15 protein-coding genes and 1 tRNA gene are annotated in these 20396 nt (G+C 39.3%); 4 read left to right on the top strand and 12 right to left on the bottom strand.

Going from position 1 to position 20396, the window contains the following annotated elements; all coding sequences use genetic code 11:
* Position 1 precedes the first annotated feature (1 nt).
* The 6 genes from QF042_RS02120 to QF042_RS02095 all read right to left on the bottom strand — a co-directional run bounded on the left by QF042_RS02120 (position 2) and on the right by QF042_RS02095 (position 10273).
* Positions 2–3907, bottom strand: a complete 3906-nt coding sequence (locus QF042_RS02120; RefSeq protein ID WP_307524869.1) for a hypothetical protein — start codon at positions 3905–3907, stop codon at positions 2–4.
* A 6-nt stretch (positions 3908–3913) separates the two neighbouring features.
* On the bottom strand, positions 3914–5557 hold the full coding sequence (locus QF042_RS02115; protein WP_307524867.1) for a hypothetical protein: 1644 nt from the start codon (positions 5555–5557) through the stop codon (positions 3914–3916).
* Positions 5558–5575: 18 nt separating this feature from the next.
* Positions 5576–5914: a hypothetical protein gene (locus QF042_RS02110; protein WP_307524865.1), complete on the bottom strand. Its 339-nt coding sequence runs from the start codon at positions 5912–5914 to the stop codon at positions 5576–5578.
* Between the two features lie 27 nt (positions 5915–5941).
* Positions 5942–7480: a hypothetical protein gene (locus tag QF042_RS02105; protein ID WP_307524863.1), complete on the bottom strand. Its 1539-nt coding sequence runs from the start codon at positions 7478–7480 to the stop codon at positions 5942–5944.
* Between the two features lie 353 nt (positions 7481–7833).
* On the bottom strand, positions 7834–9408 hold the full coding sequence (locus QF042_RS02100) for a serine hydrolase (protein WP_307524861.1): 1575 nt from the start codon (positions 9406–9408) through the stop codon (positions 7834–7836).
* Between the two features lie 253 nt (positions 9409–9661).
* Positions 9662–10273, bottom strand: coding sequence for a GIN domain-containing protein (locus QF042_RS02095; RefSeq protein ID WP_307524859.1), 612 nt, complete (start codon positions 10271–10273; stop codon positions 9662–9664).
* Positions 10274–11133: 860 nt separating this feature from the next.
* Here QF042_RS02095 and QF042_RS02090 point away from each other — a divergent pair.
* The gene (locus QF042_RS02090) at positions 11134–11985 is read left to right on the top strand and encodes a hypothetical protein (RefSeq protein ID WP_307524857.1); all 852 of its coding nucleotides are present in this window, start codon (positions 11134–11136) and stop codon (positions 11983–11985) included.
* A 605-nt stretch (positions 11986–12590) separates the two neighbouring features.
* On the opposite strand, the gene QF042_RS02085 is transcribed toward QF042_RS02090, so the two are convergent.
* A complete protein-coding gene (locus tag QF042_RS02085) occupies positions 12591–13202 on the bottom strand; it encodes a GIN domain-containing protein (RefSeq protein ID WP_307524855.1) in 612 nt (203 codons plus the stop codon).
* Between the two features lie 432 nt (positions 13203–13634).
* On the opposite strand from QF042_RS02085, the gene QF042_RS02080 reads away from it, so the two are divergent.
* Entirely contained in the window at positions 13635–13850 is a 216-nt protein-coding gene (locus tag QF042_RS02080) for a helix-turn-helix domain-containing protein (RefSeq protein ID WP_307524853.1), read from the top strand.
* On the top strand, positions 13834–14091 hold the full coding sequence (locus tag QF042_RS02075; protein ID WP_307524851.1) for a HipA N-terminal domain-containing protein: 258 nt from the start codon (positions 13834–13836) through the stop codon (positions 14089–14091). The genes QF042_RS02080 and QF042_RS02075 overlap by 17 nt, the downstream gene beginning before the upstream one ends.
* Here the strand turns inward: QF042_RS02075 and QF042_RS02070 are convergent.
* From QF042_RS02070 to QF042_RS02055, 4 genes are all read right to left on the bottom strand, one after another.
* A complete protein-coding gene (locus QF042_RS02070; RefSeq protein WP_307524849.1) occupies positions 14088–15002 on the bottom strand; it encodes an AraC family transcriptional regulator in 915 nt (304 codons plus the stop codon). The two genes, QF042_RS02075 and QF042_RS02070, sit on opposite strands and share 4 nt — an antisense overlap.
* Before the next feature lie 19 nt (positions 15003–15021).
* The gene (locus QF042_RS02065; protein WP_307524847.1) at positions 15022–15759 is read right to left on the bottom strand and encodes an SDR family oxidoreductase; all 738 of its coding nucleotides are present in this window, start codon (positions 15757–15759) and stop codon (positions 15022–15024) included.
* Between the two features lie 12 nt (positions 15760–15771).
* Positions 15772–16749 (bottom strand): aldo/keto reductase, encoded by a 978-nt coding sequence (locus QF042_RS02060; RefSeq protein WP_307524845.1) that lies wholly within the window; start codon positions 16747–16749, stop codon positions 15772–15774.
* A gap of 487 nt (positions 16750–17236) precedes the next feature.
* Positions 17237–17308: transfer RNA gene (locus tag QF042_RS02055), tRNA-Arg, on the bottom strand.
* Positions 17309–17502: 194 nt separating this feature from the next.
* Here QF042_RS02055 and QF042_RS02050 point away from each other — a divergent pair.
* Positions 17503–18225, top strand: a complete 723-nt coding sequence (locus QF042_RS02050; protein WP_307524844.1) for an SDR family oxidoreductase — start codon at positions 17503–17505, stop codon at positions 18223–18225.
* A gap of 53 nt (positions 18226–18278) precedes the next feature.
* Here QF042_RS02050 and metG read toward each other — a convergent pair whose 3' ends face one another.
* Complete coding sequence (metG, locus tag QF042_RS02045) at positions 18279–20387, bottom strand: methionine--tRNA ligase (RefSeq protein WP_307524842.1); 2109 nt, start codon at positions 20385–20387, stop codon at positions 18279–18281.
* Positions 20388–20396 lie beyond the last annotated feature (9 nt).

Genomic DNA, 20396 nt, shown 5'->3' with positions numbered 1-20396 from the left:
GCTATTGTTTTTGAATACCCTTAAGCAAGTGTTTTTCGAAGAATTTCATTCCTTCCAGAATGATGATTGGAGCCACATAATCGAAATCTTTCTGATCGTCGTGTTTCCGCTTTTGCGCTTTGATAAAATCCGGCTCGCCTTTGATATAGTTTTCGATGTTCATATCCTGAAAACCAGCCATAAAATCTGTTGCATTCATTTTCAAACCGAACATGCTCGATGAGACCTTATAAAACAGGTCTGCAAAATCCATAAATCTTGGACAATGCGGCTTGCCTTCCTGTGGCAGGCAGATAAAGTGGTTCCCGATATGCTCCAGCATTTCAGAGGTAATGGAATTGGTCGATTCCAGGTACTTAAATTCACCATTTGGGGTAACTACACAGAAATTATCTTCACCTAATATCTCAATGGCCTGTTTATTGGTAGGTACCAGAATACTGGTGATATTGGTTGGGATTGCCAAACCTTTCGATACTTCGTATTTAATATCTGCATTGTCTGTTCCGCGCTGCGAATTGATATCGATTATCTTTAACGGACTGGTGGTGATCGGACTAATGGTTTGTTTAGCCACTGCTTCTCCACCCATTCCCCTGATAAACATCTGCGTATAATAATCATCGGCTGCGACGGGATTTACTGCCGTAAACCAGTCGAATATCCTGGCGCCCTTTCCTGCAAAAGCAATTTTTATTTTAGGTGGGATGGCTTTAACTGCTGGAGGAGCATCTTCAGATTTTACAATTTCATTCCTTAATTTATAGGCAAGCTGACCTGCATAAAACATGATCAGGCCTGTAACGTACAGGTTAATGCTCATCATTTCTTTACACTCGGCAGCAATTAAAAGGTAAAAAGTTTCAAAGTCCGATGCCTCTAAGCGATCAACAACCTGCTCAAAATAATACGGAGCCGTATTTTCGTTAAATTTAGGTGTGCCGGAATTTAATCCCTGGATCAATATTTTTTTCTTTTCGCATATTCTGAGCAGCACATTTTTAAAATTTGGAGAAAACTTGGTTGCCTGTGCCACACGTTCGGCAGCAAAACGGATCGAGTTCTGTTTGATCATTGCCTTTCCACCTTCCATTTGGCACAATGCGGTAATATCAGTTGTACTACCACCGATATCGAAACAGAGTACTAACTCTCCTGGGTTAATGGAATAACCCCCATTTGGCCGGACCAGGTAATTTGCTACGGCGCAGGCTTCGGATAAGGATTCTTCATTGCTTAACTTTTTGAAATCGAACCTTACCGGACCGGTTTCGGTTTTGATATCTACAGCTGTAACTATTTTTTGGGCCTCATTGCCCCATCCTGTAGCGGTATCTGCTTTAGGTTGTTCACCCCATCCGGTATTCACTGTTTCTGCTGAACCCCAGGCCGAGGTTGTGGCTGTAGGGGCTGAAGCCTGACTGCCCCATCCAGATGCGGGTACTGAAGATCCCCAGCTACTGCTGCCCGATGTGTCGCCGATATCTGAAAGATCAGAAGGAGGGAAGGTTTTTAATTTAACATTGCTTTCAATTGGCGATATTTCTTTGAGCGAGTCCCATATTCCCCTGTATTCGCTCAGCAATTCCTTGCCCATTGATGATGGGTACGACCATTTTAAAGTATGCGGTTCGTGTCCTTCAATAAATAATTGTGCATATACATGAAGGAGCAAGGTGCCGAGATAGGCCGTTTTATAGCTTTTATCAATCTGTTGTGTAGACCATTTCATGTTGTACACCAGTTCGGCCCTGCCAATCCGGTTATAACCTAAAATGTACCTGTTGTTTTCTGCATTTTCAATGGGCAGATTTTTTTCAAAACATGGAAAACCACCTTTTACCGCCTGCGCCATTAATGAATTGACCTGGATGTTGCCGTCGTTCACAACTCTTCTCGAATCGTGTATGGTTAATACGGATTTAATGGAATTAGTCAGGATTTCGTCGTTCTGAAAGAAGAAAATCTCATCTTCCACTGCAGGCCTCTCGTCATTGTTTTTGCTGTCGCTGGCCAGCAATGATACCCGCTTATTGGTCAGTTTTAAATTTTCGCAAACCTCATTCCGTTGATCGGAAAAGTAAGCAATAGATGAATTTGTACTGCCAAAGTCGACACCCAAAAAGGCTGGGGATAATGCCCTCGGAGCGTTTAACATATTTATGGGTAAAGATTGTGTATTGCCCGATCCGTCGTAACGGATAATCCCAAAACCACAATCAACCCCAGCGTGTGCAAATTTTATCCCTTTAAAAGGTTTATTACTTTCGTATATCTCGTATTTGTATTTATTGTCGGCCACCGCATTGTTCGAGGCAATATGAAGCTGTGCTTTGATGTTACCGTATTTTTCGGGAATAACTGCTGCCTTTCCGTTATTGGCGAGGTATAAAGGGAAACCCTTCTCATCTAAAACTATCCTGAAAAAATCATCATCCACATTTCCGATAAATGGCGTAGCCTGAAACTTAGCGTCGTTATGCGGTATTTCTGAATAAAGAAAATATCGGTTCCATTGTTTGGATATAAAATTAGGCCACATTAAAATGTCTTTCCCGCTGATCGATTCGGAGGTTACCTTATAAATTACCTCTTTAACAATCTCGTTTCCGGTTTCGGTATATAGTTTTAACTGAACGATTAAACGTTCGCCATCCTTATCCGTTGGGTCGTAAATGGCGGTAATCCGCGATTTTACGTTAGATGATTCCGAAATGCCCACCAATGCGTCAAGCGTAGCACCAAAAACATTTAGAGCCAACGGTGTTAAGGGGAGGGTAAAATAAGCGTAGCTGTTCAGCTGGCCCTTGGTTTCGGCCGCCAATAGCAATATGGGTTTTGATTTTAGAAAGTTCCGGGTTTCCATCCCTTCTCTGCTAAAATCGATCTGGGCAATCTCGGTAGTATCCGGAAGCAGTAAATCTTTCGGATCGAATAGGATACTTCCTTCTTTCGATTCGCTATAGATAATCCCCTCCGAACCAAATAATTCTGTAGAATAATTAAAAAGTAGGCTAAAAGGATAATTGAATAAAGAGCCAACTTCGGGTGGTGTAGATTTATCAAGTTTTGGATATCCCTTTGCCTGCTGATAAATAACCATATCGTTCATCCAGGCCTGGATACAGGTCGAAATATTTCCATATTCAGGCCTTATCAGTTCTTCTACTCCGGCATAATTTAACCTGAACCTTTCAATATTATCCAGAATGTGTTTGGCGTAACCATACAGTGTAAAAAGTTCCTGCGAATTAATCTCAGATTGTAAAGGATCGATAAATTTTCCGTTCTGTACGTTGATGAAAGGGAACTTTTCCTTAATCTGGTACGATACCGAAGTAAAAACAAAACTGTCAGGAGAAGTTCCACCGATAACGTTACCCTTAAAAGACATTACATCAATAAAGGGTATTCTATCTGCATTATTTGCCAAAGATTGATCACACCATAAGGGTTTTCGCTCGAATAGCATATTGCCAAATGCACCAGTTGGTTCGTATATATTTACTGTTGTATTTAAATGGCCGCCGTCTGAATAAGATAGATGAATCCTATTCGTTTCTATATCTTTATAGTTTAAGGCTATACAACTAATCAATCCCTTCCATTCACTGATCAGGGACTTATAGAACAACATTAAACCTGATGCTTCAGCATCTTTATCACGAATATTATCTATGGCATTTTTGAATAAATTGGCCCTGGCAAATACAGAAGGTATACCAGATACAATTGTTCCGATATTAACAGAAGAATTTCCGTCCTGATCAACAGCGATTTCTGGTATCAGGATGTTCTTTGTAAATACTTCAAGCTGGGGAATTTTATCCCAGGCAAATTCGACTCCGTTCGGCTCTGTTTTAGGATGAACTTTTATCGCCAGGGCTTTGATTCTTTTATCTGACATGGTTCTTTAGTTTATATCGAAGTTTTGTGAAATGGTAAGTGCATTAAAAATGTGCGCAAGGAATTTCTCCTTGGTGGTATTTACTTTTTGCTCTTCTTTGGGATTGGTATTGATCAGTTTTTCGACGAAAAGATCATAGCGGTCCCTAAAAAGCCCTCCTTTACTCCAATGATGTTTTTCATCCAGGAAAATGGTTCCAACATCCAGTTTTTTTAGCTCGGAAGGGTTATCAGGGAATGCCTTGCTATCAAAGAGGAACCTGCCTGGGGCAACAGAGTTTCTCACCTGGTAAAGCCAGCCCGGTATAAATTTGGCATCTTTGAATGTGTAGGCAAAGAGTTTAAAGTATTCGTTTATATCTTTACATTCTGCATCGGTAATGGTACTGTACTGGTTGAGTTTTTGATTCTCACATTGTTTGATGAAACCTTTTATACCTGCATCATCAAAAGCGCCACCGTTTTTGGTTAAAGAAATGTGTGCCAGCGAGAAAAAGGCGCCGAGTTTATTTACAAATATTTCACCTGATTTATTTTCATTGCCTATAAAGTCGTCAAAAGAGAAATTGAACGAATTATCTTTAAATTCTACTGCTTTATACAGATAATCTGCTTTTGCACTGTTTAAACCATCGTTTCGGGTAAAGAAATCGTATGCTGCACAGGCACATAATAATTCTGTAATATGACATGGGTTTTTTTGCTCGCTTCCTCCAGTTATGGTCTGATTGGAAATGTTGTTGCCATCAATTTTTTTGCTTTCTATCGGCCAGCCGATATGGTACAATAGCTTATAACACTTCTGAACCGTAGGATCGCTCTGATAAAACTGCAGCGCAGCCTGACTGTTTAAAGGAAAGAATGATGAATCGGCGATTACACTATTTGCTTTGCTCGCCTTTTGTTTATCATCGGGTTTGTTAAAGGTAAAATACTCTGTTAATAATGTAGAGCCAAATTTGGCTTTAGCAAAATCGATACTGGCATTACCGTTAGAACGGATTTTTACGAAATCCTGTAACGCCTTTGGAATTACCGGAATAGAAGATGCGCCTGTACCACCAAATATAGACCCAAAAATAAAAAGCCTCGCATTTGCACCGGCACTTTCCAGTTTGCCCATAAAAGCATCTAATTCCCTTTCCTGCAATTGTACCGCAGAACCTTTTATAATATTCCGCGCTGCTTCTACAATGCCATGATACATCAGCATAGAACCCAGGTGGGTTTGGGCCCGGTAGCCATGATCCAATGAAAATTCCTGTACTGAGCCATTGTCCAAAAACAGATCGGAGATTAATTTATTAGCTTTCTGCTGCTCGGGTGAGCCCGTGGTAATTTTGCTAATATTTTTATAAGTTTCCCTTCCAGGGCCGGCATAATTGGTAAAAAACCGGTGTAAATTCAGTTTGGCTGAAAAGAAAGTATTTGCATTTGGTGTTCCGCCTACACTTGTACCGGTTGTTTTGATCCGGTTATAAAGGCCGATCAGTTCTTCAACCCGTCCTTTGTTCCCGTTATTCTGATCGGTATCAAGCGTAAGGATTTCGATCTCCTGATTGTCGAACATTCCGATTCCACACAAGTGGGTAAAGGCTTCCAAACAGCGCATCCCGGTACCGCCTATCGCGATTACGAATAATTTATCCATTGATGTTTTTGATTAGGGTTAAAACCAGTGGCCGATTTTTCCGGTGACAAATATTTTGCTCATTACAAAACCGATGATGATGTAGAGAATAAAACCGATAGCTGTACCGATACTCAAGGCTGTTACATAATTATTCAATACCATAATGTTTGCGTCTGGCTTGAACGCATAATAGCCCAATAGAAAACATGCAGCTGGATTTAAGATGGCTAATATCCAAAACCAGGTTTTACGCGCCTGTGGGTCTTTGGGATTACTCCCCCCTTCAAATTTGATGGCGTTTGCAATGATGGCAGATAAAAGAAGAAAGATCAATGCGGTAATGATCGAGATGATGTAAGCTGAAGTTGATTCCATTTTAGAATTTATTTTAATGATTTTAGATTACTGTTTAGTTTTGATATAGTATGAGTGCACTACTTTATCTACAGGTTTAAGTTCCTGTAAGGTGTTTTTTATAGATTCGGATAAAGCGGTATTGGGGGTGCTTTTGGCATTAATCCACTCGAATTTTGACATTTTTGTGCCTTGCAGACTAGGTGTGGCAGCATTTAATAAAACATCCACCTTAACTAATCCATCAGGATTATGGATGTTGGCGAGACTGAACTTAGGGTCAAAAGAAACACCAAGTTCAACATGTTTTGGATTTAGCGCTTTGGTATTTGTAAACAGGGTTTGGTTTAAGGTAAAAACCTCATTTATTGGGCTTCCTGCCTGTGGTTTGTAAATCCATTGCTCCTTTAATTTCCCTTCGGTATTATAACATTCGCGTGCAATTGCATCACTTTCTTTGTCAGAGAACTTGGCCTCGCCATTATTTCCTTTGGTTAATTTTGGCTGATGTTTTTTAGCCTCTTCAGCTTTGGCAAAATTTTCGAAATCAGCTGTCACATCCGAAACTTTTACGCCGAAGTTTCCAAAAGCGTAACTATCCCCATTACTCAGATCGATAAACAGTTTCCGGAAGAAATCGTTAAATTGATTTTGGCCAGCGTATGTACTATGCAGTTGATCGATGTTTTCCCAATCTAAACCAAGTGGATAAAACTCAAAGTTGTGCCCGTTTTTAAGGCCGTTAATGTAACCATCTTTTAAATCGAGAACGTTTTTTGCCTTATCTGATTTTGCACTTTCATCATAAAAAATACCACCTGATTTTTCTGAAGGATACGTTGTAGATAGCTTATAAGCACTGTTCGATAAATCAAATCTGGTTGTTGATGGCGAAAGTTTTGATTCGAGTTTTGAAATCATGCTTCCTGCATCGGGATTACCACAGCTGAATATGGTAAAGTAAAGATGTTTGTTAACCTTTCCTTCTTTATAATCTGCAATAAAAAAATGGACCGCATTTCCTTTTGCAAGCCATTTGGAGAAGGGGATTTTTAAAAAGGCCGTATTGGTAACCTCTATGTTATTTTGCCACTCCTCAAAATCAGTAATCAGGAGCGCATCGTTGTTGCCGGCAACAATTTTCTCTACTGTAGCTTGTAAAGGTGCCCAAATATCAACGTATTGCTTTGGGTCACTTACCTGTTGGCCCAATTCGGTTGTATTGGCTACGTTTAATAATGATATTTTTTTGGAACCTAATTTGTAAACTTCAAATTGTTGGGCGAGAACGGTATTGAAGCAGGTCGACATCATACTTTTAATCGTAGGATCATTAAAAGCCTTATTTATACCAGATGAAAAATCAATATAAAGTGCAGGGGTACCTCTTTTCGGATTATTACCTGGGGTTTTGGCCTTATTGTATGCTTCGACACGCTTTCCTAAATCCTGATCATAAAAGTTGAAATTTGTAGCAGCAAACGGATCTTCTGATTTGGATCCTCCAGAACCTTTACATGCTGAAATTGCAAATAAGCCCAGTAATCCCATTATCCTGAAAAAATTCAGGGTATTGCCTGTTTTCATAATTTATAAATTTTAATGCTTTTAGTATTGTTTAGTTAATCAAAAGTATAAGCATAGTAAGGGCAATCCTTACGGAAAACCGTAAAGGGAAAATTAAAGGCGATAAAATTTTTGATTTAATTTTTAGAACCGGATGGAAGTGACGGAGCTCGAAAAAAGATATGCTTTAAACAAATACATATTTTATCTCTTTCAATTAATAAAGAATCATCAGTTTTAACCGATCTTTTAAATAATTAATTATTATTGAGCATACCGTGCATACACATCATTTGAGATGATTAGCGCCCCTACAGTTATATTGGTTGCTTATTTATGAAAATGGACTTTCCAAAAACTATGTGCGTTTGAAATTACAATCTCTTCGCGTGGATGGTCCGGCCTTGTATAAAAATCATCTCTTTTATTAATCCCCGCTCATCTTTTACAAACTCCATACTTGCCTGGATCGTTTTAAAAAAGAACTTGTTAGTGCTTTCTGCAAAGGCCTCTATTTCGGGCTGCCCGGTTGCCTGTACGAAAACCTTTTTACCCTCACGGCTTACGGTTAATACAAGTTCGGGGGTAAGCTGGTAATTACCAAGATAACGGTCCAGCTCCTGGTCAGGAATGTCAGCAAGCGTGACCTTTTTGGTCTTGCTTAAGCCCTTAAAACCATATACGGTGGAAATGCTGTTGATCAGCTCCTGAATAATTTCCCCGTTATCTGAATTAACCATAATGATCAAACCATTTCCACCCTCAAAGCTCCCATAGTAGCCGCCGGTGAATCCCGCATTGCCGGCACCATGGCCAAAGTATTTTATGCCATTGTAATCCTCTACAAAAACACCTAATGCAGCGCCATTGTTATTCATATACGGACTAAGGCGTAACTTTGTGTGCTGTTGATCGAGAACCCTGGCCGATTTACCCTGATAAGCCAGCTGGGTCTCGATGATATATTTGGCCAGATCCCCGGGATTTGTCCATAAACCGGCAGCAGCCTGCTCTGGATAAATATGATATTTGCCCTTCACCTCTTTTCCATCCCCGTCGAATCCTGCAGACAGCAATTCCTGCCTGACGCCCAGGGGTGGCTGTGCAAAAGTGCTGCTAAGCATGCCCAATGGCTTTAGTACCTGCTCCGTTAAATAGGTTTCGTACCTTTGTCCGGTAATATCGGTTAGTATCAGCTGGGAAATCGTTGTTCCCCCTCCGGAATATTCCTGGCCGGTTCCGGGAACAAACAGTGAACGTACCGCATCTGAATTGGCCGGCGATTCGCCGTTTAAAATCTGGACGACCGATGGTAGCGGTTTACCTGCCTCATAACCCCCAAAGCCATGTACATTCAACCCTGCAGTATGGCTGAGCAGATTTGCCATACTGATTTTCTTCCCCTTGGAAATCGAATCGTAAGGGAATTTCCAGCTTTTGAGATAATGATTGATATCTGCATATAAATCGAGGTTTCGATCCTTAAAAAGCTTTAATATGGCCAGGCTGTTCAGCGATTTACTGATGGATGCGGCCTGAAAAAGTGTTTTATCGCTTACCGGAATATGATGTGCTGCATCAGCAAAGCCATAACCCTTTGCAAAGTCGACTTTATAATCTTTAATCACCGCAATGCTGAGCCCCTGAACCTTAAAATGTTTCATCCGTTCCTGCAAATTCGAAGGAGCAGAATCGCCGGTTTGGATGTTCTCTGTAAGCCCGTTTTCAACCTGCCTAATCCGCTCCTGCACGGTAGATTGGGCAAGGGTATTGTTAAAAATGAAAATTGCAAATAACACAATCAGGCAGGCGGATAATTGATGGGGTTTCTGCCTGCCCCCCTTAAGGCTGTTAACACTGGTTGAAGTTGCCTTAACAACTTTCAGCCTCTTTTCGGCAAATGAAAGGGTTGCTGGAAAAAACATTAACAATAGAACAGGATGTTTCATTTTCAATTGGTTTAAGGTTCAGGCTTAAACAAAGACGCCCGGAAACTCCGGAACGTTGCATTGAACCAAAAATAATGATTACCTGGCTAAAAGCTACCTTCCTGCGGAGATATAAAACGGCCAGGCTACTTGCAAACACCTGGGATCAGTCATTTTGCACACCATTGCTTTTTCAGGTCTTAGCTAGCACATTAAGCCCTTAAACAAAAAAAGCCGCCCAATGGGCAGCTTTAGCTTATCTGATTGATATTTTCTATTTTGCTAAATTCATGGCGTTTTGTTCCGCGTTCATGATCGCCTCAGAAGCATATGATGCTGATTTAAGGCTGGCAAAGTCGGCTAATTTTACATTTTTCATGTTGCTAGCGATCATTGTACTTTGACCAGCAGTGCCATTTAATTTTAATACTGCATCATCCTTAACGATAGTATACAAACTGCCTGTGGTAGTTTTGATCTTCGCGGTTGCACTTTGGCCTAAAAATAATTGAAGGTATTTTACATCGAAATTATTGCTGGTTACCACAACCGATTGACCATAAGCTTCAATTCTTTCTAAATCTTTTACGGTAACATTCAGTGTCACCTGACTTGTTTCCAATGAATTGATAAATAAGGTTTTTCCATCAGTTGATACGGAGGTTTTTGCAGCATCATAGTTGCTGGCACCCGCTACATCTTGTTTTTCACCTTGTGTTAAGATGATCTTTACGTTCCCGCTCACCCAGATCCTGTTGAATTTTGATAATGAAGAAGTTTTGGTTTCTGCTTTAACCGGCTCAGCGGCAAAAGTCGCCATGGCTGATGAAGTAAATACTACTGCTGTTAATGCTGCTGCGAATAAGGTTTTTGCTAAGGTTTTCATATCTTTTATATTTTAGGTTTTTGTTCTTGTTTTGTTATTAAGACGCAGCTGTCCATCAAACGTTGCAGGCAAAAACCTGGTATTATACCAGCATCAGTAACCACTAGACCAACGCCTGTAATTTCTAGACGAACGGTTGCGAATGCTATAGCCAGATTTGCATAGATCTAGCGTTTGTGGCTACGCTTATGTTTTTATTGGCTTTCAAAAAATGTAGTGATGTTCATTTCAATCGTCTGTTCATGGATCATGAACAGCATGATTTCTTGAACACCTTAGGCTAAACATGGGGAATAGGTAGAAAGTATTGTTTGGCGATAACCTTGCCGAACATCTGGAGAAGTATGATTGTGAGCTGAGCGGTTGGAAAGGCTAAATAATGTATAGCAACAAGTTTAGCAAACATGCCTTTTAGAACATCATTTCCGAGTTAAGGTTGTGTGTTGAATCGCGGGCATATGCTATTAGATTGCAGCAGTTAACGAATCATTCTGCGGATAACCCATCAATGATCATTGACATACTCCATAATTAGCTAAATGAGTATACAAGTTGTCAATTTTTCGAGTTAATTAAATAAGCGTTCAATGTTGACAATCAGTTCAAAGCTAGTAAATAGATAAATCAATTAGTTATCATCATTAGCTTAGCATTCTACTTTTATTTGATGTGAATTTGGAGAAGTGCACAATGCTACACACTTATTGATCATATTTCAACCAAGAGGAAGATCAAAATCATGCAGAAAATTAACCTATTATCTTTTCGGGATAAAAAAACAGTTTATTCACACGTGTAAACAACTTTACAACTGTCTGCTTTACAGCATAATACACCTTAATTAATCTTACATTCGCAGTATGAGAAAGTTATTTTTGCTATTGGCATTGTCACAGTCGATTTTACTAATGAGCTGTAAAACGGATCTTCTTGATTTAATAGGGAATGGTTCAGGTCAAAAAAAATATTCCGTCAATTTTCGTATTGGTGGATTAAATCACAACATTGGGGAGGCTAATGTTGGATTCCAAAACGAACCAATAAAAAACTATATTACACAACTCAGCATTATTGCCTACGATGTCTCTAGTGGTGAAGAAGTAGCAAGGCAAACTCAAAGCTCAACTGATTTAAATTTCGGACAAATCACCTTTAACCTACCCTCTACAAATTACATTTTTGTTGCAGCAGGATCCAACACAGCATTTGGCATTAACCTTTTTTATCAAACGCCTGCTACAACACCAGTAAAACTACCAATTGCACAGGCTTATATGCAGTATCTTTATCCAGACCCTTACGAAGGCGAAAAAAATTATAGGACCACTGATACATTTCTGGCAAAAGACACCGTTAGAATTACGGGGAATAAAACCGTGGATCTGATGATGCAGCGTGTAATCGGACAAGTCGAAATTTCTTTTTCTGATGCTCCTACTTTTATTGCAGAGCTATTCCGTGAATCTACTGCTATAAGTTTTGATACTTATAATCCTTTTAATGGCGTAACCAGAAGGCCCCATTTTGAGGTTAATACATTAGCCAATGGACCATTCAAACTTAAGCTGCTAACAACTGGAAGAACTCTCTTTATAGATATTGATCCCCCAGGATCACTTCCGATCCCGGTCTTCATTCCAATTGAAAGAAATAAGACAACAAAAGTTTCAGGAAATGTTCTTAGTGGAGAAATTAACATTACCGTCCAATAGTATTACCAATCCAAGTATTTTATGGTTCATCAATAGCCTTGCAAAAACTTGGAATTGGGCTAATGGGAGTCCCGCCAGCTATCAGCATTTAGAGCGCATTATCAGAACCGAGGTGCCAGATTCGGTAAGAACTCATTTTGAAATTAAGGAATGGATAGCTACAAGAATGACTCAATATAGTTTTGCGGTTACACAGGAACGAAATGCAGTAAATACTAATTCTTGCCTCCAAATTTTGTTCCCTTCTGCATCATACAAAGATGTAATGAAACTAATTTTGAATATTTAATAGTTACTAAGTTAATTCCATAGTTTTTACTAGTCCCTTATTACTGATTTTAATTTTCATTTAATAATTCTCTTATAAAATCGAAGTTAAGTTATAAAAAAACGAGTGTTCCCATAAATGATTCTCTGCAACCTTTTTCGACAGGGGGATAAACTAATACCCATATGCTTTTAAATTCTAAAAGTACATGGGTAAATTAGAAGGATAAAAACCACACTCCAAAAATTTTTACTAACACTTTCCACATTACCTTTGCTAATTGTTTCGCAAAAAAAGCCACCCAACGGGCAGCTTTAGCTTATCTGATTGATATTTTCTATTTTGCTAAATTCATGGCATTTTGTTCCGCGTTCATGATCGCCTCAGAAGCATATGATGCTGATTTAAGACTGGCAAAGTCGGCTAATTTTACATTTTTCATGTTGCTAACGATCATTGTACTTTGACCAGCAGTACCATTTAATTTTAATACTGCATCATCTTTAACGATAGTATACAAACTCCCTGTGGTAGTTTTGATCTTCGCGGTTGCACTTTGGCCTAAAAATAACTGAAGGTATTTTACATCGAAATTATTGCTGGTTACCACAACCGATTGACCATAAGCTTCAATTCTTTCTAAATCTTTTACGGTAACATTCAGTGTCACCTGACTTGTTTCCAATGAATTGATAAATAAGGTTTTTCCATCAGTTGATACGGAGGTTTTTGCAGCATCATAGTTGCTCGCACCCTCTACATTTTGCTTGTCACCTTGGGTTAAGATGATTTTAACATTACCGCTCACCCAGATCCTGTTGAATTTTGATAATGAAGAAGTTTTTGTTTCTGCTTTAACTGGCTCAGCAGCAAAAGTTGCCATGGCTGATGAAGTAAATAATACTGCTGTTAATGCTGCTGCGAATAATATTTTTGCTAGAGTTTTCATATCTTTTATATTTTAGGTTTTTGTTCTTGTTTTGTTATTAAGACGCAGCTGTCCATCAAACGTTGCAGGCAAAAACCTTGTATTATACCAGCGTTGCTAACCACTAGACCAACGCCTGTAATTTCTAGACGAACGGTTGCAAATGCTATAGTCAGATTTGCATAAATCTATCTATTGTGGCAATACTTATATTTTTTTATCGGCTTTTCAAAGAATGTGGTGATGTTCAGTGTATTTATTTGTTCGCGTATCGCGAACAGCGCGATTTTTTTAAATACTCTAATTTATTATACCCCATGGGGTGTATTTAACGAAGAACAAATCAATTTCATACCCGATCAGGTATAATCATCATTATGAATAAATATTTTATACCCTTTGAGGTATACTAATTAGTTTTTTTACTATATTTATACCCATAAGGGTATAATCATGAGTAATCCATTATCAATATTTGTAAAAACACAACGCAAGCTGGTTAAACTCTCACAAGAGGAATTGGCATTCAAAGCTGGGGTGGGGCTTCGTTTCCTTAGGGAGCTGGAACAAGGAAAACAGACCTTGAGGCTGGATAAGGTAAATCAAGTACTTGAATTGTTTGGGAAACAGGTTGGCATAACCAATATGGAGGATGGACATGTGGATTAGATCAAAAGTATTGTTTGGGGATAATCTTGCGGGATATCTGGAGAAGTATGATAATGGCTATAGGTTTACTTATGACTCAAAATACCTAAGTAATGAAAGCGCCAAGCCCATAAGTCTGAGCCTTCCCTTATCACCATATTCCTATCAAAGCAAAATCCTATTTTCATTTTTCGACGGCCTGATTCCAGAGGGCTGGCTACTTAAATTCGCAAGAGCGGAATTCGCTTTCTGCTCTCTTTAATTAAACGAATGTCTGAACTCCAAAGGCGAAATATTTGTCTTTGCCTTGAAAAGTTTGCTGAACGATTGTGGATGTTCAAAGCCCAGTTCATAAGCAATTTCCGAAACGGAAAGATTTGTAGTTGATAATTTTTCTTTCGCTTTTTCAATGATTGCGTTCTGAATGTATTGCTGTGTATTCAGTCCTGTTAATGAACTCAACATGTCACTCAAATAGCGCTGCGATAGCTTTAATGCTGTACTGATATATTTCACTGATGGCAAACCATTTTTCAGACTATTTTCTTCTTTAAAATAGCTGTTTAAAAGTTCGTCCAGAGAAGTGATGATGTCGTGATTGATTGCTTTCCTCGTGATAAATTGCCTGTTGTAAAAACGATTGCTGTAATTCAATAACAATTCTATTTGCGACACCAACACATCCTGGCTAAAATGGTCAATATTGTTGGCTAATTCGGTGGCTATTGTGGTAAATAAACTGGCTATAATTTCTTTTTCTTTTGCCGATAGAAATAAGGCTTCTGAAACATCGTAAGAGAAAAAGCCATACTGATTTATTGTTTTTCCTAACGGATAATTTCGGATAAAGTCCGGATGGAAATACAAAGCAATCCCTTCATAGCTTTCTGTTTCTTCAGGTGAAAAAACGATTTGTTTAGGCTTTAAAAATGCTAATCCGCCTTCTTCAAAATCGTAATGTCCCTGTCCGTATTTGATGTGCCCTGTAAAGGTAGGTTTAAAGGAAATCTTGTAAAAATCAAGACTTACTTTTTGCCCTTTCGGAAACCTTTCCATCGAAACATTATTGTAATCAACCAATGCAATCAGTGGGTGCAATGGCGCAGGAAGTCCCAAGATACGCACCAATTGCGATATACTTTTTAGGTTATTGATGTTAGATGGTTGCTGCATTTTTCGTTTACGAATTTAATCAATTTTGTTTTGAAGGGCGAATAACAATGTCGCCAATTTCAACATCGTTAGGCTGGCTTATGGCATAAATGACAGCATTAGCAATGGCTATGGGATCTATGGCAATTTGTTTCATCCCTTTTTGAACAGCTGTTTTCATTTCTTCGTTTTTGATGTTGTCTGCAAAGTCTGTTCTCACAATTCCGGGCGAAATGCCTGTGATGCGTATGTTTCCGTCTGACTCCTGACGAAATGCTTCTGCAATGGTACGAATGGCATTTTTAGTTCCTGCATAAACGCCCTGCATGGGCACAATCTTAATTCCTGAAGTTGAAATGATATTGACGATATGACCAGATTGTTGTTGTTTGAAAATGGGAATTGCGGCCGCCATCCCATACAAAACGCCTTTAAGGTTAATATCAATCATTTCTTCCCATCCGTCAATATCCAATTCATCAATGCGGCTTAACTGACTAACACCTGCATTATTTACAATGACATCTAATTTTCCGTATTCCTCTACTGCTGTATTGACCAGCCGCACTAAATCGGCTTTATTCTTTACATCAATCTGAGCGAAGGTGGCTTCACCACCTTCGCTTTTAATTTCTTCAACAAGTTGTTGTAATTGTGCTGTTCGCCTTGCACCCAAAACAACCTTTGCACCGTTTTTTGCTAATTCTATGGCAATGGCTTTCCCAATACCGCTGCTTGTGCCTGTAATGGCTACAACTTTTCCTTTAATATTTTGCATTGCGGTTTGTTTTTATTTGTCTATTTGTTTTTCTAAAAATTCGGGATAGCGGTCGCCCACAAGGGTAATTCCATTTACTGTGGTGTTAATTTTTGCAAGTTCATCGGCTGTTAATACAACATTTGTACTGGCGATGTTCTCTTCTAAACGATGCAATTTTGTAGTCCCGGGGATGGGTGCGATCCAGGGCTTTTGAGCCAAGAGCCAGGCCAATGCCAACTGTCCGGTGGTCACATTTTTTTGTTGCGCAATCTCAGAAAGCGCTTCCACTAAAACCAGATTGGCCTTTATATTTTCTTCACTGAAACGGGGAATAATGTTTCTACGGTCGATATCGTTTAATTTTTTGTTTATGATACCTGTGAGGAAGCCTTTGCCTAAAGGACTGAAGGGAACGAAACCAATTCCTAACGCTTCTAGTGTTGGTATGATTTCATTTTCCGGCTCACGCCAAAACAAAGAGTATTCGCTTTGTAATGCTGATACAGGTTGTATTGCATGGGCTCTTCGAATGGTTGTAGCACTTGCTTCCGATAAACCGAAATATTTCACCTTGCCCTCTTGTATCAGGTCTTTTACTGTACCTGCAACATCTTCTATCGGAACATTAGGGTCAACCCTGTGCTGATACAACAAATCAATGTAATCTGTCTTTAATCTTTTTAAAGAGGCTTCGGTTACGGCTCTGATCGTTTCAGGTCTGCTGTCTAAACCTACTGCCGGTCGGGCATCTTTACAACCGAATTTTGTGGCGATTACTACGTCTTTTCGATAAGGCTGTAATGCCTCGCCAACAATTTCTTCGTTGGTGTAAGGTCCGTAGGCTTCTGCGGTATCAAAAAATGTAATACCTCTTTCAATTGCGTTGCGTAGTAGTGTGATGGCATCTTTTTTATCAAGACCTTTGCCATCCAAAAAGTTTAAACCCATACAGCCGAAGCCCAACGCGGAAACCGCTAATCCGCTATTTCCTAATTTTCTCTTTTGCATCATTCTTTTTTGATTGTTTCTAACACTGAATTAATTTCATTACAAATTTCCTGATTGTCGTGCTGTAAAAAGTAGCCCAATTGGTAATTGTTGTAGTCAGATTTTCAACCATTTTTTAAACACTCTAATGAGTCCGCTATCTTGATCTAACGAGTTGATGGCTGTCAGATCACCGGCAGACAACTCAAAGTCAAATACATTGAAATTTTCGTTCATCCTTTTCACTTTTGCTGATTTCGTCAGATAGAAGAAAGATGGAAATTGTAACTCATAATGATATATTTAAAAATTAAGCAAATGTACATTTGAGCTGGTGAGTCATCAAGATGCTCGTTGGAGGAACAAGCTATAAATCAATTAGTTAAGAAGCAATTCAAAACCAGCCATTCAGAACGAACAACCATAAGTCTTAATGCGTTAAAAACCAAAACAAAGCCTTGAAAATAAATTATTTGCGCGGCAATGTTTTGGTTTGAATCTAAGGAAGTGGTCCCGACGAGAATCGAACTCATATCTAAAGTTTAGGAAACTTCTATTCTATCCGTTGAACTACGGGACCATTTGTTGCGCAAATATAACAAAAGTTTTGTGGCAAGAGAATTCATTTAACAAGCATTTAATAATGCACAGAATCCATTATAACAGGCACCCATTGAGATTATCGGGTACTAGTGGCATCCAAAAAACTGTACTACTCACCATAATAAATCTTTTTAATAGCCTCATCTTTGTCCTATCAAATTGATTAAGAACATGAAACTAACAAAAAATAAAATCCTGATTACCGGTGGTGCAAGCGGTATAGGTTTAGGGCTGGCCGAAAGATTTATTCAAGAAAACAATACCGTAATTATTTGCGGACGAAGAGAATCGGCTTTAAAAGAAGCAGCAGAAAAACTACCATCGGTTATCACCAAAGTATGCGATTTGGCCGTTGAAGCTGATCGGATTGAACTGTATAACTGGATTGCCGAAAACCATGGCGATTTAAATGTATTGGTTAACAATGCGGGCATCCAGAACTGGATGCACCTTAACGACAGTGATTTTTACGAAAAAGCAAATGATGAAATCACTACCAATGTGCTGGCTCCCCTTCATTTAACGAAACTGTTTACCGGATTAGATTCGCTCGATACAATCATTAACGTAACATCGGGACTGGCATTTGTACCCTTATCAGCAGTGCCTGTGTATTGTGGCACAAAAGCATTTATGCGCTCGTTTACATTGTCATTACGTCACAGCCTTAAAACTTCTCCAATAGAGGTAATTGAAATGATACCACCTGCCTTAAACACCAATTTAGGCGGAAAAGGCATACATGATGTACACCCTGTAGTGAGCGACTTTGTAGAAACAGTATTTGAACAGATGAAAGAAGGAAAAACTGAGCTAACCTTTGGAACGAGTGGCGACAGAGCAAAAGCAAACAACGAAGTAATCGCTGATTATTTCAACCGGATGAACCCCTAATAAAAAAGCCATTTGATTAATTTCAAATGGCTTTAAGTTTAATGCAGTAAACACTATCTGATTACACTGCCTTCCTGGAACTTTTCTACAGGTGCCACAAAAGTGAGTTTGCCTTCGGCATTTTCGGCCATCAAAATCATGCCTTGCGATAAAATACCTTTGATCTCTCTTGGCGCCAGGTTAACAATTATACTTACCTGTTTCCCAACAATATCTTCAGGTTTATAATATTCGGCAATACCAGAAACCACCGTTCTTTCATCAATGCCTGTATTTACCGTTAACTTTAATAGTTTTTTAGTTTTCTCTACCTTTTCTGCAGCTATAATGGTGGCTACGCGGATATCCATTGCCGAGAAATCGTCAAACTGGATATTTTCTTTTGCCGGAACGGCAACTGCATTATTTGCCGCATTACTGGCCTTGCTTTGGTTCAATTTCGCGATCTGGAAATCGATCTCGGCATCTTCAATTTTATCAAACAACAGTACCGCTTCACCAATTTCGTGACCACGTTTTAACAAGCTCACCGTACCTGCATCATCCCAATCATGACCGCCATTTTTGAGCATCTTCATTAACTTTTCGGCCGTAAATGGCAAGAAAGGTTCGATCAGGATCTGAATATTCGCTGCTATTTGAAGTGCAATATGCAAGATTGTTCTTACGCGGTCTTCGTCGGTTTTAATGAGTTTCCATGGCTCGGTTTCGGCCAGGTATTTATTCCCTAAACGGGCAACATTCATTACTTCTGATAGCGCCTCTCTAAAACGGTAGTTTTCTATAGATGCGGAGATTTTTGCCGGGTAACCAGCCAATTCATCAATAATAGCCTGATCTACCTCAGCAATTTCCATACAGGTTGGTACTGTACCGCCAAAGTATTTATGTGTAAGCACCACTACCCGGTTTACAAAATTGCCAAGTATGGCAACCAGCTCGTTATTGTTTCTCGCCTGAAAATCTTTCCAGGTAAAATCGTTGTCCTTCGTCTCAGGAGCGGTTGCGGTTAATACATAACGCAATACATCTTGTTTCCCTTCAAACTCTCTTAAATATTCGTTTAACCAAACGGCCCAGTTTTTAGAAGTTGATATTTTTTGTCCTTCTAAGTTTAAGAATTCGTTTGCCGGCACATTATCGGCCAAGGTATATTCGCCATGTGCCATTAACATTGCCGGGAAAATGATGCAATGGAAAACGATGTTATCTTTACCGATAAAGTGAACCAGTTTGGTTTCGTCGCTTTTCCAGTATTCTTCCCAACCACATTTATCATTTTCGTAACTGCTGATGTAATATTCTTCGGCTTTAGGATTCCACACATCGAGCTTGGCATAGTTGCACAGCTCTTTGGTTGCAGAAATATAGCCAATAGGGGCATCGAACCATACATAAAGTACTTTACCTTCGGCATCGCGAAGTGGAACACGCACACCCCAGTCTAAATCTCTGGTCATCGCCCTTGGTTGCAAACCCGCATTTAACCAGCTTTGGCATTGGCCGTATACATTTGGGCGCCATTCTTTATGGCTTTCGATATAAGTACGTAAACGGTCTTCGTACTTATCCAGCGGCAAAAACCAGTTTTTAGTTTCCTTTAAAATTGGTTTATCGCCTGATAAGGTCGATTTTGGATTGATTAAATCGGTCGCATTAAGCGTAGACCCACAGTTTTCGCACTGATCGCCATAAGCATTTTCGTTACCACACCTAGGGCAGGTACCGGTAATATAACGATCGGCTAAAAATTGTTTCGCCGTAGCATCATAATATTGCTCTGTAACTTCTTCTGTAAAGACACCTTTCTTGTAAAGGGTTTCGAAGAAATCGGCAGCGGTTTGATGATGGGTAAGCGATGAGGTACGGTGGTAGATATCGAAAGATACGCCAAACTCTTTAAAGGAATCGCCAATAATTTTATGATACTTATCTACCACTTCCTGAGGCGTAATCCCTTCTCTTTTGGCTTTTAAAGTAATAGGCACACCATTTTCGTCAGATCCACAGATGAATTTTACATCGCGTTTATTCGACCTTAAATAACGGGCATAAATATCTGCAGGGATGTAAACACCAGCCAGGTGCCCAATATGAACCGGTCCATTGGTATATGGAAGCGCTGCAGTTACGGTATATCTTTTTATTTTACTATTATCCAAAACAATTTT

Source organism: Pedobacter sp. W3I1 (genome assembly GCF_030816015.1).
In the GTDB taxonomy this organism is placed as follows: Bacteria; Bacteroidota; Bacteroidia; order Sphingobacteriales; family Sphingobacteriaceae; genus Pedobacter.
This window is presented reverse-complemented; position numbering and strand designations above follow the sequence as displayed.

Coding starts and splice junctions, on each gene's coding strand:
- QF042_RS02120 (WP_307524869.1), bottom strand. CDS start 3,907: ATGTCAGATAAAAGAATCAAAGCCCTGGCGATAAAAGTTCATCCTAAA.
- QF042_RS02115 (WP_307524867.1), bottom strand. CDS start 5,557: ATGGATAAATTATTCGTAATCGCGATAGGCGGTACCGGGATGCGCTGT.
- QF042_RS02110 (WP_307524865.1), bottom strand. CDS start 5,914: ATGGAATCAACTTCAGCTTACATCATCTCGATCATTACCGCATTGATC.
- QF042_RS02105 (WP_307524863.1), bottom strand. CDS start 7,480: ATGAAAACAGGCAATACCCTGAATTTTTTCAGGATAATGGGATTACTG.
- QF042_RS02100 (WP_307524861.1), bottom strand. CDS start 9,408: ATGAAACATCCTGTTCTATTGTTAATGTTTTTTCCAGCAACCCTTTCA.
- QF042_RS02095 (WP_307524859.1), bottom strand. CDS start 10,273: ATGAAAACCTTAGCAAAAACCTTATTCGCAGCAGCATTAACAGCAGTA.
- QF042_RS02090 (WP_307524857.1), top strand. CDS start 11,134: ATGAGAAAGTTATTTTTGCTATTGGCATTGTCACAGTCGATTTTACTA.
- QF042_RS02085 (WP_307524855.1), bottom strand. CDS start 13,202: ATGAAAACTCTAGCAAAAATATTATTCGCAGCAGCATTAACAGCAGTA.
- QF042_RS02080 (WP_307524853.1), top strand. CDS start 13,635: ATGAGTAATCCATTATCAATATTTGTAAAAACACAACGCAAGCTGGTT.
- QF042_RS02075 (WP_307524851.1), top strand. CDS start 13,834: ATGGACATGTGGATTAGATCAAAAGTATTGTTTGGGGATAATCTTGCG.
- QF042_RS02070 (WP_307524849.1), bottom strand. CDS start 15,002: ATGCAGCAACCATCTAACATCAATAACCTAAAAAGTATATCGCAATTG.
- QF042_RS02065 (WP_307524847.1), bottom strand. CDS start 15,759: ATGCAAAATATTAAAGGAAAAGTTGTAGCCATTACAGGCACAAGCAGC.
- QF042_RS02060 (WP_307524845.1), bottom strand. CDS start 16,749: ATGCAAAAGAGAAAATTAGGAAATAGCGGATTAGCGGTTTCCGCGTTG.
- QF042_RS02050 (WP_307524844.1), top strand. CDS start 17,503: ATGAAACTAACAAAAAATAAAATCCTGATTACCGGTGGTGCAAGCGGT.